The sequence below is a fragment of the Marinobacter sp. SS13-12 genome, from assembly GCF_030227115.1.
Lineage (GTDB): Bacteria > Pseudomonadota > Gammaproteobacteria > Pseudomonadales > Oleiphilaceae > Marinobacter.
The window spans coordinates 2,373,402-2,388,724 of record NZ_JASSUA010000001.1 but is presented as its reverse complement, the minus strand read 5'-3'; the positions used below and the strand labels follow the sequence as shown (position 1 = coordinate 2,388,724).

The 15,323-nt window shown below is 57.6% G+C and carries 11 protein-coding genes; 6 read left to right on the top strand and 5 right to left on the bottom strand.

All coding sequences use genetic code 11. From position 1 onward, the window contains the following. Window positions 1-47: 47 nt before the first annotated feature. Together QPL94_RS10945 and edd are read right to left on the bottom strand one after the other, a co-directional pair. Complete coding sequence (locus QPL94_RS10945; RefSeq protein WP_285357312.1) at window positions 48-1,013, bottom strand: glucokinase; 966 nt, start codon at window positions 1,011-1,013, stop codon at window positions 48-50. Then, window positions 1,010-2,830 (bottom strand): phosphogluconate dehydratase, encoded by a 1,821-nt coding sequence (gene edd, locus QPL94_RS10940; protein WP_285357311.1) that lies wholly within the window; start codon window positions 2,828-2,830, stop codon window positions 1,010-1,012. The genes QPL94_RS10945 and edd overlap by 4 nt, the downstream gene beginning before the upstream one ends. Before the next feature lie 170 nt (window positions 2,831-3,000). Here edd and gap point away from each other — a divergent pair, with 170 nt between their 5' ends. After that, window positions 3,001-4,008, top strand: a complete 1,008-nt coding sequence (gap, locus tag QPL94_RS10935) for a type I glyceraldehyde-3-phosphate dehydrogenase (RefSeq protein WP_285357309.1) — start codon at window positions 3,001-3,003, stop codon at window positions 4,006-4,008. A 73-nt stretch (window positions 4,009-4,081) separates the two neighbouring features. After that, entirely contained in the window at window positions 4,082-5,530 is a 1,449-nt protein-coding gene (gene pyk / locus QPL94_RS10930; RefSeq protein WP_285357308.1) for a pyruvate kinase, read from the top strand. A gap of 479 nt (window positions 5,531-6,009) precedes the next feature. Here the strand turns inward: pyk and QPL94_RS10925 are convergent, their stop codons facing one another. The 3 genes from QPL94_RS10925 to zwf are packed head-to-tail and all read right to left on the bottom strand — an operon-like array spanning window position 6,010 to window position 8,877. After that, on the bottom strand, window positions 6,010-6,657 hold the full coding sequence (locus QPL94_RS10925; protein ID WP_285357307.1) for a bifunctional 4-hydroxy-2-oxoglutarate aldolase/2-dehydro-3-deoxy-phosphogluconate aldolase: 648 nt from the start codon (window positions 6,655-6,657) through the stop codon (window positions 6,010-6,012). Between the two features lie 38 nt (window positions 6,658-6,695). Beyond that, window positions 6,696-7,415 carry a 6-phosphogluconolactonase gene (pgl, locus tag QPL94_RS10920; RefSeq protein WP_502881520.1) on the bottom strand — a complete coding sequence of 240 codons (720 nt, stop codon included), beginning with the start codon at window positions 7,413-7,415 and terminating at the stop codon, window positions 6,696-6,698. Beyond that, window positions 7,402-8,877, bottom strand: coding sequence for a glucose-6-phosphate dehydrogenase (gene zwf, locus QPL94_RS10915; protein WP_285357305.1), 1,476 nt, complete (start codon window positions 8,875-8,877; stop codon window positions 7,402-7,404). Before zwf ends, pgl begins: the two co-directional genes overlap by 14 nt. Window positions 8,878-9,094: 217 nt before the next feature. Between zwf and QPL94_RS10910 the strand changes: the two genes are divergently transcribed. From QPL94_RS10910 to QPL94_RS10895, 4 genes are all read left to right on the top strand, one after another. Next, window positions 9,095-9,964 (top strand): MurR/RpiR family transcriptional regulator, encoded by an 870-nt coding sequence (locus tag QPL94_RS10910; RefSeq protein ID WP_137434829.1) that lies wholly within the window; start codon window positions 9,095-9,097, stop codon window positions 9,962-9,964. A gap of 279 nt (window positions 9,965-10,243) precedes the next feature. After that, entirely contained in the window at window positions 10,244-11,569 is a 1,326-nt protein-coding gene (lamB, locus tag QPL94_RS10905) for a maltoporin LamB (protein WP_285357304.1), read from the top strand. 113 nt (window positions 11,570-11,682) lie between these two features. Next, window positions 11,683-14,838, top strand: a complete 3,156-nt coding sequence (gene pulA, locus QPL94_RS10900; RefSeq protein WP_285357302.1) for a pullulanase-type alpha-1,6-glucosidase — start codon at window positions 11,683-11,685, stop codon at window positions 14,836-14,838. 31 nt (window positions 14,839-14,869) lie between these two features. Further along, entirely contained in the window at window positions 14,870-15,295 is a 426-nt protein-coding gene (locus QPL94_RS10895; RefSeq protein ID WP_285357300.1) for an early set domain-containing protein, read from the top strand. Window positions 15,296-15,323: the final 28 nt, after the last annotated feature.

Below are 15,323 nucleotides of genomic sequence, written 5' to 3'. Positions count from 1 at the left end.
GCCGACCTGTTGCTGCTCTGAAGACGAGCAGCAACAGGATGCGCGCCCTACACTTCCGGGTTGGTCAGCGCTTCCGCTGCACCCAGAAGGCCGGTGTAGCCTTCCATCACAACGAAAACCGGCGTTGATTCCAGCAGTGGCCGCATCCGGCCCTTGTCTTCAAACCCTTTCTGGAACGGGCTTTCCAGGAAGAAATCGATAAACCGCGGGAGAATGCCACCGCAGAGATAAACGCCGCCAGTGCCCCCCAGGGTCAATACCCCGTTGCCGGCAACACGCCCCAGAATCTCACAGAAGTGCCTCAGGGTCTGCCTTGCGAGCGGGTCGGAATGATCCAGCGCTGCAGCGGTTATTTTTTCTGGCGCATCCAGGGGCGCTGCCACATCCTGTATCTCGGCATGGGCCTGGTACAGGTTCAGCAACCCCTGGCCACAGAGAATCCGCTCCACAGACACGCGGCCGAACCGGGCCTTGAGAATCCGCAGTACCGCCATCTCGGTATCATCGGTAGGCGCAAAATCCACATGGCCGCCCTCGGTCATCAGGGGAACCCAACCATTCTGCAGTGGTACCAGGCCGGAAACTCCGAGCCCTGTTCCCGGCCCGATGACCAGCCGCGGCCGGCGGGCATTGCCGGGGCCACCGCAAACATGAACCAGCTTATCGGCGGCTACGTGGGGAACCCCCAGAGCCATGGCCGTGAAGTCATTGATGACCTTGAATGCGCTCCAGCCAAACTGGCTGCGCACTTCCTCACTGTCAAAGCTCCAGTGATTATTGGTCATCCGCACCTGGGTACCCGACACCGGGGAGGCTACGGCCAGGCAAACATCCTGTACTTCACCGACCCCGGACCGCTGGAGATAATCGGTAATGGCGGAATCGAGGTTGTCATAATTGCTGCAGGCCAGAACCTCAACGGCTTCTGGCGTTACATCACCGGAACGCACGAGGGCGAAACGGGCATTGGTACCACCGATATCCCCGACCAGCGAGTAGTTGGTTGTCGTCATGCGTCATGATTCCAGAAAAAGCTGGCACCTTCTTCCGGGGTGCTGGCGGCCTTACGCATCCAGCCAAACAGTTCCCGGCCCAGGCCATGATGATAACTGCTCAGGTCGGCCTTTTCCGACTCCCGGGCAGCAAATTTCTCCACCGGCACATCTACCTCCAGTGTTCCTGTTACCGCGTCCAGGGTAATGACATCGCCAGTGTGTACCCGTGAGAGAGGGCCGGCATTGGCTGCCTCGGGATAAACATGAATCGCTGCGGGCACTTTGCCGGACGCGCCGGACATGCGGCCATCGGTGACCAGACCGACCCTGAAGCCACGGTCCTGCAGCACGCCCAGATAAGGAGTCAGCTTGTGCAACTCCGGCATGCCGTTGGCTTTCGGCCCCTGGAAGCGGACCACAACAATACAGTCTTTATCGAGATCACCAGCGTCGAAGGCTGCCTTGAGTTCGTTCTGATCATTGAAGACCACCGCTGGCGCCTTGACGGTTCGGTGCTCTTCGGCAACCGCCGACACCTTGATAACACCCCGGCCAAGGTTGCCGTCCAGAACCCTGAGGCCGCCGTCAGGTGCAAAGGGCGCTTTCGCAGTGCTCAGCACGTCCGGCTTGGCACTTTTCTCCAGCGCGGGCTTCCAGACCAGCTTGTTACCCTCCATTTCGGGCATGCGGGCATACTGCTCCAGGCCGTGACCCATTACCGTTTCAACATCATTGTGCAGGAAACCGGCACCCAGCAGCTCCCGGATCAGGAACGGTGTACCACCGGCTTCGTGGAAGGCATTTATATCTTCCTGACCGTTGGGATAGATGCGGGTCATAGAGGGCACCACCGACGACAGTTCGGAATAGTCGTTCCAGTCGATGATAATGCCAGCAGCCCGGGCAATGGCGATCCAGTGAATGGTGTGGTTCGTGGAGCCACCGGTGACAAGCAGCGCCACCAGCGCGTTGACGATGCTTTTCTCATCTATCATGTCGCCCAGGCCGAGCTTGCCGCCGTGAGGCTTGGAAAGCCGGATCACCTGCTCGGTGGCGACACGGGTCAATTCGTCCCGCAACGGTGTACCCGGATTAACGAACGCAGCACCCGGCAGGTGCAGCCCCATGACTTCCACCAGAAGCTGATTGCTGTTGGCGGTGCCATAGAAGGTACAGGTACCCGGGCTGTGGTAAGACTTTGACTCTGCCTCAAGCAACTCGTCCCTGCCGATCTTGCCTTCAGCATACAGCTGGCGGATGCGCTGTTTTTCCTTGTTGGGCAGCCCGGAAGGCATCGGTCCCGCGGGAATCAGTATCGTTGGCAGGTAGCCGAAACTCAGGGAGCCGATCAGCAGCCCGGGCACGATCTTGTCGCAGATACCCAGTAACACAGTGGCATCAAACATGTTGTGGCTGAGCGCAACCGACGTGCTCATGGCAATGGTGTCGCGGGAAAACAGGCTCAACTCCATTCCTGGCTGCCCCTGGGTCACGCCGTCGCACATGGCGGGCGTACCACCGGCAAACTGGGCAACTGATCCCATGCCGTGGGCCGCCTCACGGATCACATCCGGAAAACTCTGGTAAGGCTGATGGGCAGACAACATGTCGTTGTACGCAGAAACAATGGCCACATTGGCTTTGTTCATCAGCTTCAGGGTGTCTTTGTCTGACTGGTTACAGGCCGCAAACCCGTGGGCCAGGTTGCCACAGGAAAGTGTACTGCGCTGGGGGGACTGCGCCTTGAGCTCTTCCATCCGGTTCAGGTAGTCCTGACGGGTAGCGCGACTGCGCTCGATAATGCGTTGGGTTACCGCGTCTACGGTCGGATGCATAGTGGGTCTCCTGAAATCTCGTTATTTCGTTGCCTTTTTAATTCCCGTAAGTTTACTGTCTTTTTTTACCGTTTTCACCCGCGCATCATTCATTTTTCCAATATTTGTTGTTATATTTACTACATCACCAACAAAGATGAACAATAAACAACCAGATTTGGAGCCAGAACATGACTATTCGCATCGCAATTAACGGCTTCGGACGCATTGGCCGCAATGTTCTCCGCGCACTTTACGAAAATGACTACCGCGACCAGATGCAGGTTGTCGCCATCAACGATCTGGGCGACGCCGAGACCAACGCCCACCTGCTCAAATACGACAGTGTTCACGGTCGCTTCACTGGCATTGTAAACCACGATTCCGAGTCCCTCTCTGTCAATGGCGACCGCATTGCCATCACCGCCATCCGCAACCCGGAAGAGCTGCCCTGGAAAGACTATCACGTGGACGTGGTGTTCGAGTGTACCGGCCTGTTCACTTCCCGTGATAAAGCCGAAGGCCACCTCAAGGCGGGCGCCCGCAAGGTCATCATCTCTGCGCCTTCCCCGGATGCAGACGCCATGGTGGTTTACGGTGTCAACGACAACATCCTGACTGCCGAACACGACATCATCTCCAACGCCTCCTGCACCACCAACTGCCTGGCGCCGGTGGTCAAAGCGCTGCACGACAAGATCGGCATCGAAAGCGGGCTGATGACGACCATCCACTCCTACACCAACGATCAGAAGCTGAGCGACGTCTATCACTCAGACCTGTATCGTGCACGTTCGGCCACGCAATCGATGATCCCCACCAAGACCGGCGCTGCAGCAGCGATCGGCAAGGTGATCCCGGAACTGGCCGGAAAATTTGACGGGCTGGCGGTCAGGGTTCCTACTATCAACGTGTCGCTGGTAGATTTCGGCTTTATTGCCAGCCGTGACACGACAGTGGAGGAAATCAACGAAGCTGTCAGGGCCGCCGCGGAAAACAGCCCGGTACTGGGTTACAATTCTGAAAAACTGGTCAGCGTTGACTTCAACCACAATGCCCTGTCCAGCATTTTCGACGCTAACCACACTCGGGCCATGGGCCGTCATGCAAAAGTCATGGCCTGGTACGATAATGAATGGGGCTTCTCGAACCGGATGCTCGATAATGCCGCCGCACTGATGGAAAAGGCGAGCCAGTAACACGGGCCGCCTACCAGGCATTCATCGGCAATCACCAGAAAGCTCCACTGGAAAACAAAAGGAAACAGCAACCATGCTTAGGCGTACCAAGATCGTCGCCACCCTCGGCCCCGCCACCGACTCGCCAGAATCACTGTCGGCCATTATTGCCGCAGGCGTAGATGTAACCCGGCTGAACTTCTCTCACGGCAGCGCCGAAGATCACATGGAACGCGCCCGCCGGGTGCGCGAATGCGCCGCCGCCAATGGCCGCTTCGTGGCCCTGCTGGCAGACCTGCAAGGTCCCAAGCTGCGTATTGCACGTTTCTCTGAGAACAAGGTCACCCTCAAGGCCGGCCAGCAGTTCATCCTGGACGCCGCCATGGACAAGGAAGCCGGCACCGAGGAGCGGGTTGGCATTGATTACGAGCAGCTGATCCAAGACGTGAAACCGGGCGACATCCTGGTGCTGGACGATGGCCGCATCGAGATGGAAGTCGAAACCGTCGACGGCACCAGCATCTCTTCCCGCGTTCTTATCGGTGGCCCCCTGTCCAACAACAAGGGCCTGAACAAGCGCGGCGGCGGCCTGTCTGCCGAAGCGCTGACCGAGAAAGACAAACAGGACATCAAAACCGCAGCCCGCCTTGGCGCCGATTATGTGGCCGTGTCTTTCGTACGCACCGCCGAAGACATGCACGTTGCCCGCCGCCTGCTGAAAGAAGCCGGCTCGGAAGCCCGCCTGGTTGCCAAGATCGAGCGCGCGGAACTGGCCCATAACAATGCAGCCCTGGACGCGGTGATTGATGCCTCCGATGCGGTGATGGTTGCTCGCGGCGACCTGGCCGTGGAAATCGGCGACGCCGAGCTGGTGGGTGTACAGAAACACATCATCAACCGCGCCCGCGCACTCAACACCGTAGTCATTACCGCCACCCAGATGATGGAATCCATGATCGAAAACCCGATGCCTACCCGGGCAGAGGTTTCTGACGTGGCCAACGCGGTCATGGACTACACCGACGCGGTAATGCTGTCTGCGGAAACAGCCGTTGGTGACTATCCGACAGAAGCCGTGGAGGCGATGGTGCGCATCTGTATCGGTGCGGAAAAGCAGCCTTCGATGCACCAGTCAAAACACCGCATTCACGAAAGCATGGAGCATGTGGACGAGGCCATTGCCCTGTCTGCCATGTATGCGGCCAATCACCTGGAGGGTGTCACGTCGATCATCTGCATGTCAGAAACCGGCGCCACTCCCCTGCTGATGTCCCGCATCAAATCGAGCCTGCCGATTTTCACCTTCTCCCGCCATCATTCCACTCAGCATCGGGTAGCGATGTTCCGCGGCGTGCAGACAGTGCCGTTTGATTCGGCGGCGATTCCGCCCGAACAGACGAACTCCCGTGCGGTGGCTGAGCTGGTTCGGATGGGTGTGGTCAAGGAAGGCGATCTGGTTGTCATCACCAAGGGGGACTATGTGAATGCCCAGGGTGGTACCAACACCATGAAGATTGTTCGTGTTGGGGCGGATATTCGCTGATTTCTCGCTAGTTGGGAGGTTTACTGCTTTGTAGCCTGTTGGTTTGGTGCCTGGAGGCAGCGGGGCGGGGCTTCCCAAAAACGCTACAAGCACATCCCTGTGCGCTTGGAATTGGCCATCCATGGCCAATTACATTTTGGGAAGCCCCGCCCCGCAGCCTCTGTTTGAACCTTACTGATATCGCCAGATAGTACGGTTTTTGTAGGTCGGATTAGCGAAGCGTAATCCGACAAATTGGCTTCCACCTCAAACAAAATGTCGGATTACGCTTCGCTAATCCGACCTACATTTGTTGTTGCCGCCCCCGAAGCGTTATCTCTGGAGCCAGATCAAGCGGTTGGTGGGCCGGTCTTTCGGGAATGTAATTGGCCATGGATGGCCAATTCCAAGCGCACATGGACGGGCTTGTAGCGTTTCCCGAAAGACCGGCCCACCAAACGCGGAAGCCCCAATCCATCAGACTGCAGGCCGCAGGTAACTCACAGGTCCAAAAGACTCCCACGAACAATCTCCGAAATCTGCCCCCAGTCACCAGAGTCAACCGCATCACCCGGCGTCAACCAGGTACCACCCACGGCAGACACGTTGTCGAGCGCCAGATAGTCTTTTGCGGTATTGCGCCGTATGCCGCCAGTCGGGCAAAAGGTGACGTCCGGAAAAGGACCGGCGAAGGCTTTCAGGGCCGGGATGCCGCCGGATACTTCGGCCGGGAAGAACTTGAATTCCCGGTAGCCAAGGTTGTAGCCCACCATCAGCTCTGAAATGGTCGCGATGCCCGGTAATAACGGGGCCTCAGAGGTAACGCCGAATTCCAGGATAGACTCGGTGACCCCCGGCGTAATCACGAACTGGGCGCCGGCGGCTTCCACCTGGCGATACTGGGCAATGCTGGTGACCGTGCCGGCACCTACCCAGGCCTCCGGGATGGCTTTTCTTACCTGCTCGATGGCTTTGACGCCGTGAGGCGTGCGCAGGGTAATTTCCAGAACGCGGATGCCACCATCAACCAGGGCCTGGCATAACGGCAATGCCTGATCCGGATCGTTAATGGTGATCACCGGTATCAGAGGCGAGGCACTCAGCACCGACCGGACACGCTCGCGGTGAAAGTCAGACAATTGGCTCATAATTTTCTCCGGTAAAACAATTCAGTCGTCAGCGCGGCTCAGGCGCTCCAGAAAATCTGCAGGCCGGGCTTGAGGAAGGCGCGGATGGGCATTTCCTTTACCTGCGCGATGTCACTGCAGGCAGCCTGCAGGGTTTTCAGCTTGTCATCGCCTTTCAGGTGCAATGCCGTGAAACCTGCCTGATTCAGCGCCCTCAGGGTCAGCGTAATGCGTTTCCGGGGCTGGGAAGGCGGTGTCATTGGCGCCACGATAGCGGCCGAATCGGTATCAAGCGCCTCATCCAGTTCGGGCGCGTCCGGAAACAGGGAGGCGGTATGGCCATCATTGCCCATGCCCAGAATCAGCACATCCAGTGGCAGATGAAGGTCGGCAAGCGCCCTTTCCACAGCTGCGAGGCCATCAGCCGGAGTATCACCGGGCTGTTTGAGCGACAGGTAATTCGCTTCCGATGCCGGGCCCTGAAGCAGGTTTTCCTTGACCAGTCGAGTATTACTGTCGTCATCGTCTTCCGGCACCCAGCGTTCATCCGCCAGCAATACATCGACTCTTGCCCAGTCCAGCGGTTTTTCCCGCAATGCCTCAAAGAACGGCAGCGGCGTGGAGCCACCAGAAACCACAAGGCTGGCCCGGGGCGCGATCAACAGCCGTTCAGCAAGGTGTTTGGCAACGGCATCTGCCAGTGCCAGCGCGGCATCGCCAGGGGTATCAAAAAAGTGCGCATCCACCGCATCCGGCAGATTCAGGTCATGCATCTTCATACCAGCTCCTCCCATCCCGGGTAATCATGGCAATAGAGGCAACCGGGCCCCAGGTGCCGGCAGCGTATCGCTTCGGTGGCTGCCCGCTGTCTTCCCAATTGCGCATGATCTGATCGACCCATTGCCAGGCGTGTTCCACTTCGTCACGACGGACAAACAGGTACTGGTTGCCTTTCATGACCTCCCACAGCAGTCGTTCATAGGCATCAGGAATACGATCCGTTTCAAAGGTTTCCGAGAAGGTCAGTTCCAGTGGCCCCTGGCGTAAACGCATGCCTTTGTCCAGACCCTGATCCTTGGTGAGGATCTGCAGGGACATGCCCTCGTCCGGCTGCAGGCGAATAATGAGTTTGTTGTTGGCCAGGTGTTTCTGGTCCGGATCAAAGATGTAGTGGGGCGCCGGCTTGAAGTGAATGATAATCTGCGACAGCTTCTCCGGCAGACGCTTACCCGTACGGATATAGAAAGGCACGCCGGACCAGCGCCAGTTATCAATTTCAGCTTTCAGGGCCACAAAGGTTTCGGTTTTGCTACGCTTGATAGCCCCCTCTTCCTCCAGATAGCCGGGCACGGGCTTGCCGCCACTGGTGCCTGCCGTGTACTGGCCGCGTACCACGTGGGTATCCATCAGGTCTGGCGTTATCCGGCGCAGCGCCTTCAACACCTTTACTTTTTCGTTACGGATACTGTCGGCAGACAGGTCTGAAGGCGGATCCATGGCAATCAGGCACAACAGTTGAAGGAGGTGGTTCTGCACCATGTCGCGGACCTGGCCGGCCTTGTCGAAATAGCCCCAACGGCCTTCTATGCCGACACTTTCCGCCACCGAAATCTCCACGTGGGAGATGTGATTCTGATCCCACTGGGAGGCAAACAGGTTATTGGCGAAACGCAGCGCGATCAGGTTCTGAACCGTTTCCTTGCCCAGATAGTGATCAATACGGAACAGCTGGTTCTCGTTATAGACTTCACCCAGCTCATCATTGATGACCTTGGAAGATTCCAGGTCGTGGCCGATCGGCTTTTCAACCACTACTCTTGTGTCCCGATCGCAACAGCCATTGCTCCGCAGATTGCGAGCAATAATCCCGTACATGGACGGCGGTGTCGCCATATAGACGATCAGGTTGCTGGACTCGGTGCTGCGCCAATCGTTAAGAACGCTGTACCCCTCGGGGTTGGTAAAGTCGAGAAACTGGTAATCGACACGCTGCAGGAACTGTTCTGCCAGGCTCGCGTCGAACTCATCTTTTTTCACATGCTCTTTCAACTTGTCAAAAAGGATCTTGCGAACTTCACCGGCGTCGGCCTTGTTTCTCGCGATGGCAAGAATACGGCTACCTTCGTGGAGCAACCCGGCGCGCTCCAACTGGTAAAGGGCGGGAAAGAGTTTGCGTTGCGCCAGGTCGCCCAGCGCTCCAAACATCATCAGGTCACAGCGGGTATTTATCGGGTCAGCCATCGGTTCCCTTCTCTCTTTATTTTTTGTGCAGAACGGCATCGGTTGCACAACTCAAGGCATCAATGTAGTAATTTTATGCAAATAATGACACCTGAAACGAAATTTTCCAAGGATATTTTCCAATTAATGATACGTTTACTACCACAAATTGCCATAAAACGCGCTATAATCAGCGCGGATTTTGACAAGAAAGCCGATAATTCAGGGAGTACTTCCAATGGCTGCCAATCAGGCGCAACGCGACGACAATCTGCTCGAAGATATCCAACTGAGACTGGACACTCTTAACAAATCCGAGCGCAAGGTTGCCGAGGCAATTCTTCGCGACCCCAGCGCCGCAACCCGATACAGCATTGCTGCACTGGCCCGGGCCGCTGACGTCAGCGAACCTACCGTCAACCGGTTTTGCCGCGGGTTTTCCGCCACCGGCTTTCCTGATTTCAAAATACGCCTTGCCCAGAGTATAGCCACTGGAACTCCCTACATCGGCCAGAATGTAGAGCCCGATGATACGGTGGCAGAGTTTGCCGACAAAATCATGCTGAGCACCATCGCCAGCCTGGACAAGGCACGCCAGGCTCTTGACCCCAAGGCGCTGTCTGCGGCCATCGATTACCTGATTCAGGCCAAACAGATCAATTTCTTTGGCATGGGAGGGTCTGCCCCCGTCGCCATGGATGCCCAGCACAAGTTCTTCCGCTTTAACATCCCGGTGATGTCCTACGACGATGCACTGATGCAACGCATGGTTGCCGCCGGCTGCACCACGGGCGATGTTATCGTGCTGATCTCCTACACCGGGCGTACCCGCGAAACCGTGGAGATCGCCCAGCAGGCCAGAAACAACGGTGCCACTGTGATCGGCATTACCATGCCCGGATCGCCGCTTGCCGAGGCCTGCACGGTGGTTATAGAGGTCACTGCCCCGGAAGACACCGAAGTCTATATGCCCATGTCGTCCCGCATTATTCACCTTACCGTGATCGATATTCTGGCCACAGGCGTCACCCTGAAACGCGGCGCAGACTTCCTGGGCCACCTGAAAAAGATCAAGGAAAGCCTGAAGCCGACGCGGTTTCCGGTGTAGCAAAAACCTCGGATCATCCCCGAAAAGTCACTAATTTGCTGACTCATCCTTCTACGCCCCTCCTCCCCCTGAAAACTCACCCCCCTTTTTCTTCAGGGCGGAGGATGTACTCATCTTCCGGTTACAGGACTATGAAATCCGGTTTCCCAATGTCTGATTGGCAGAAGCTGCTATCACGGAAGCCGGAGGTCCGAGCCGGAACAAGCTGTCCCCTGGCAGAGTGTCCGGAACTCCGCTTCCCTGACATTCAAAAAAGACAAAAAGCACAGGACACAGATGATGCAAAACAATAAGCGCTTTTTCCCGAACAAACTCCCGCTAGCGGCTGCCGTGACAGCAGCCATCATGGCCACTCCGGCCATTGCAGTTGATTTTCACGGTTACTCCCGTGCCGGTGTCTCAACCAACATCGGCAGTGGCGGCGAGCAGACCTGCTTCGGCAGCGGTGCTACCGGTCATTACGTTGGCCGTCTCGCCGATGAGTGCGACACCTATGCAGAGCTGGGCCTGGGTGATGAACTCTTCAGCGAGGACGGAAAGACCTTCCGCTTTGACTCCATGCTGGCCTATAGCGCCAATCGTCAGGGCAACGACTACCAGGCCCTGAACGGCGGAAACAACATCAACAATGTTGATTTCGGCAGCAACGAAGTCGGACGCAACAGTTCTGACCCTTATGGCGGCGGCGATATCGCTCTTCGCCAGCTCTACGTGTCTGCCAATAACGTCATCGAGTCCCTGCCTGGCGCGACACTCTGGGCCGGCAAGCGCTTCTACAAGCGTAAGGATATCCACCATCTCGACCTGTTCTATCTCAGCAACTCCGGCTACGGTGCCGGTATCGAGAACATCCAGGCGGGCGCCGGTCAGCTGTCTGTCGCCTACACCAACTCAGACACCAGTGATGGCGACAATCTTGTCCAGAACAACAAGATGGATGTTCGCTATGCGTTCCCGGTTGCAGGCGGTCACAATCTCGAGCTGATTGGCATCTACGCCATGGCGGATCTCACCGACGCCCAGCAGGACGCCGGCATTGAAGATGAAGACGGCTATTTCGTCATGGCAGAGATCTCTTCCGGCATCATGGGCGGCTTCAACAAGTTTGCGCTCCAGTACGGTGCCGACTCCATGGGCTTTACCAACGCCGAAAATGCCAGTGGTGGCCGGGTTGATAACGCCAACGTGGCAGGCTACTTCGAGTCCAGCTGGCGCATTCTGAACCACGGCGTTATCAAACTGGGCGGTGACTGGGAACTTGGTCACTCAGTGGTCTATGAAGAGGCCGAGTCACACGATCCGGCTGCCAAAGATGGTGAGCGCCTGAGCATTGTGGCCCGCCCGACCTATAACTGGTCACCGGTCATGAGTACCGCCATTGAGGTGGGCTACAGCGACACCGACCGCCCCTGGTTCGCAGAGTCCCAGGACCTGGGCAAATTCGCAGTGGCACAACAGTGGCAGGCCGGCCCGGGCTACTGGGCGCGCCCGGTTATTCGCGCCTACGCGGCAACCTTCTTCTGTGACGAAGCCGAGAATGCCCGTGGTGGCGAAGGCATCGATGGCGACATCCAGGTCGGTGCCCAGATCGAAGCCTGGTGGTAAGGCTCTAAACTCCACACTCTCTCGTTGGACCTCTTTGGGCCGGCTCTTGGGCCGGCCCTTTTTTGTGTACGCATTACCTTTCGAACAACAACAATGGAAAAAGGATATCCGTTATGCCTGACCATAAACTGGTTGCAGGCGGCTGGGCCCTGGCACTTTCGCTGGCCCTTGTCGGTTGCAACTCCGGTAGCAGCAACTCTCCTTCGGATCCCGGTGATTCCGGAGGTGGCGATTCAACCGCCCTGCTGAAACCCGGTGAGAACGAAGCAATCCTCTATTACAAACGCCCTGAAGGTGATTACGACGGCTGGGGCCTCCACCTCTGGAACGATGCAGCATCCGGGTGCGATGGGCTGGCCGAGGGAGTACCGACAGAGTGGAGCAATCCGCACCCCTACACTGGAGTCAACGACACCTACGGCGCCTACTACGTCATCCCCATGCGCGATGGCGGAGACTGCATGAACTTCATCATGCACAAGGGTGACGAAAAGGACCTGGGTGGTACTGACAAACGCTGGCACTTCGGAGCCCTGGGCAACCGCATTTTTACCCTCAGCGGCAGCGAGCTGTTGTCGCCTGATCCGATTGAAGCCGAGGGACTGACCATCAGCGGCGCCAAAGCTCACTGGCTGGATGGCAATACCCTGGTGTTTGCGGACAGCGGCAACGCTGCCCGGGTTGAGCTTCGCTATGATGCCAGCGCAGGCATCCGTGTTGATGACGGCAACAAGACCCTTGATGGTGGAACGACCATTGCCCTGAGCGCCACAGCACTGTCGCCAGAGCTGGAACAGGCATTCCCCCACCTGGCTGACTGGCCCGCCTACTCCGTTGATACCGACGCGCAGACCAGGGCCGAAGCGCTGCGTAGCCAACTGGTTGCAGGCACCTACAACGCAGACGGCGAACTGACATCAGCCACCCGCCTGCAACTTCCCGGTGTATTGGACGACCTGTATGCCTACGATGGCGGCCTTGGTGCCCGTGTTAACGGTGCAGATACCGACTTTGCGGTTTGGGCACCCACGGCCAGGAATATGCGCCTGCACGTGTTCAACGCCGACGGCACCATGGTCAGTGGCTACCCGGTAGATATGACGCGAAACAACGGCGTCTGGACGCACACCGGCAACACGGCGGATGTTGACCGCAAGTTCTACCAGTACGAGGTAACGGTCTTCCATCCTCGCACCGATGCCATCGAAACCACGATGACCTCGGACCCTTACGCCCTCAGCCTGTCAGAAAACGGGGTGTATGCCCAGGTGGTCAACCTGGCTGACAGCGACCTCAAGCCCGCCAACTGGGACACTCTGAGCACGCCACCCATGCTCGCGCCGGAAGACGTGGTGGTGTACGAAACCCATATTCGGGATTTCAGTGCCACCGATGAAACGGTGCCTGCGGGCAATCAAGGCAAGTATGCCGCATTCACCGAAACCTTGAGCGATGGCATGGCCCACCTTGGTGCCATGGCCAATGCCGGTATCACCCACCTCCACCTGCTGCCAACCTTTGATATTGCCACCATCAATGAAGACCCGGCGGAGGTCGTGAACATAGACGACGATTTCAGCAGGCTTTGTGACCTGTCAGACGAGGCGGCAGAAGACTACGCCAGCTATTGCGCCAGCGGCAACACCATCGGCACGGTGCTGGAATCATTCGACCCCACGACCGGCGACGCCCAGGCCCTGTACGCTACTTTTCGTGGCCTGGACAGCTTCAACTGGGGCTATGACCCGGTTCATTACACGGTTCCCGAGGGCAGCTATGCCTCCGATGCCGATGGTGTAACCCGGATACTGGAATTCCGCCGGATGGTGCAGTCGGCCACCAGCCTGGGTCTGAATGTGGTGTTGGACGTGGTTTACAACCACACCAACGCCTCTGGCCTGGCCGACAAGTCGGTGCTGGACAAGCTGGTGCCCGGTTACTATCACCGCCAGAACCCGGAAACAGGCATGGTTGAGCAGTCCACGTGCTGTGAAAACACGGCCTCCGAACACCGGATGATGGAAAAGCTGATGATTGACTCCCTGGTCACCTGGACCTCCGAGTACAGCATCTCCGGTTTCCGCTTCGACCTGATGGGGCACCATATGCTGTCCAATATGGAAAAGGCACTGGCTGTGGTAAAAGCGGTCGATCCAGACACCTATTTCTACGGTGAGGCGTGGAACTTTGGTGAGGTAGCCAACAACGCCCGCGGCACCAATGCCATCCAGGCCAACATGGCAGGCAGCGGTATTGGCTCGTTCAACGATCGATTGCGCGATGCGGTACGCGGCGGCGGCCCGTTCGACGGCGGTGACGCCCTGCGAGCCAACCAGGGTTTTGCCAATGGCCTGTTCAGCATTCCCAACGACCGCAACAGCGGCAGTGATGCGGAAAAAGAGCGATTGTTGCAAGTCAGCGACTGGATCCGCATCGGCATCGCCGGCAGCCTGCGTGACTACAACCTGGTGACTGCGGACGGTTCCACCCGGAGCGGTGCCGAGATCGACTACAACGGCCAGAACGCCGGTTATACAAGCGATCCCCAGGAAATCGTCAATTACGTCTCCAAGCACGACAACCAGACGCTCTGGGATAACAACCAGTACAAGGCGGATTTCGCCACCACACCCCAGGAGCGCGCACAGATGCAGGTCGTCGGTCTGTCAGTGCCCATTCTCAGCCAGGGCATCCCGTTCATTCATATGGGCTCGGAACTGCTGCGCTCCAAATCCATGGAACGCGACAGCTACGACTCCGGTGACTGGTTCAACGAAGTGGACTTCAGCTACCAGGAAACCGCCTGGAACCGCGGTCTGCCCAGGCAGGACAAGGATGGCGCCAACTGGGACCTGATTACCGAGATCATTGGCCAGTTCGAGATCGGCCCCACGTCAAGCGAGATCGATTACACCCGGGACCAGGTGCAGAAACTGCTGTCGGTTCGCAGCGAAAGCGAGCTGTTCCGACTGCAAACAGCTGAAGATATCAGCGAACGTCTGGACTTCCACAATACCGGACCAGACCAGCTACCGGGCGTGATCCTGTTCAGCCTGGATGACGGCCCGGACAACGGGCTGGCTGACCTGGACAGTGATGTCGAACAAATAGTGGTCGTCATCAACAGCACCGGCTCAGAACAGTCCCTGGACACCAGCCTGAATGACCTCTTCACCATCATGGCTGATACCTCGCCGGGCAATAACGCAGTAGCAGTGAACGGCACCTTCACGGTACCGGCACTGTCCGTCGCTGTGTTCAGCAGATAGTCGCACTATTGCGGCCATAAAGGAGAAAACCATGAACAAGAAACTCACAACACTGACAATGGCCTCTGTGCTGGCGATCACCGCCGGTTGCGCCACGTCCGGCGGAAGAGATTACAGTGACTCGCTGTATCTGCGGGGCCAGTTTGCCTGGTGGGATGCACTGCCGGAGTACAAGGTCAAGCAGGTGGAGAATGGCCTGTATCGAACGGAAGTTGAGCTCAAGGCTGACGGTCAGCCATACGAGTTCAAGTTTGGTGATGCCAACTGGTCATCCGGCACCAACTGCGGCTACCTCTCCGAGGAAGACAAGGACGTGAAACTGAACGAACCGGTGAAAGCCAACTGTTCGGCCGTGTTCGAGAACTTCCGCTTCACCCCGCCGGAAACCGCTACCTATGGGTTTTACTTTGACGTTCGGGGAGAGACACCGGAAATCTATATTGAAGAGGCAAACTGAAAGGCCCGGGGTATACCCCGGGCCCAAC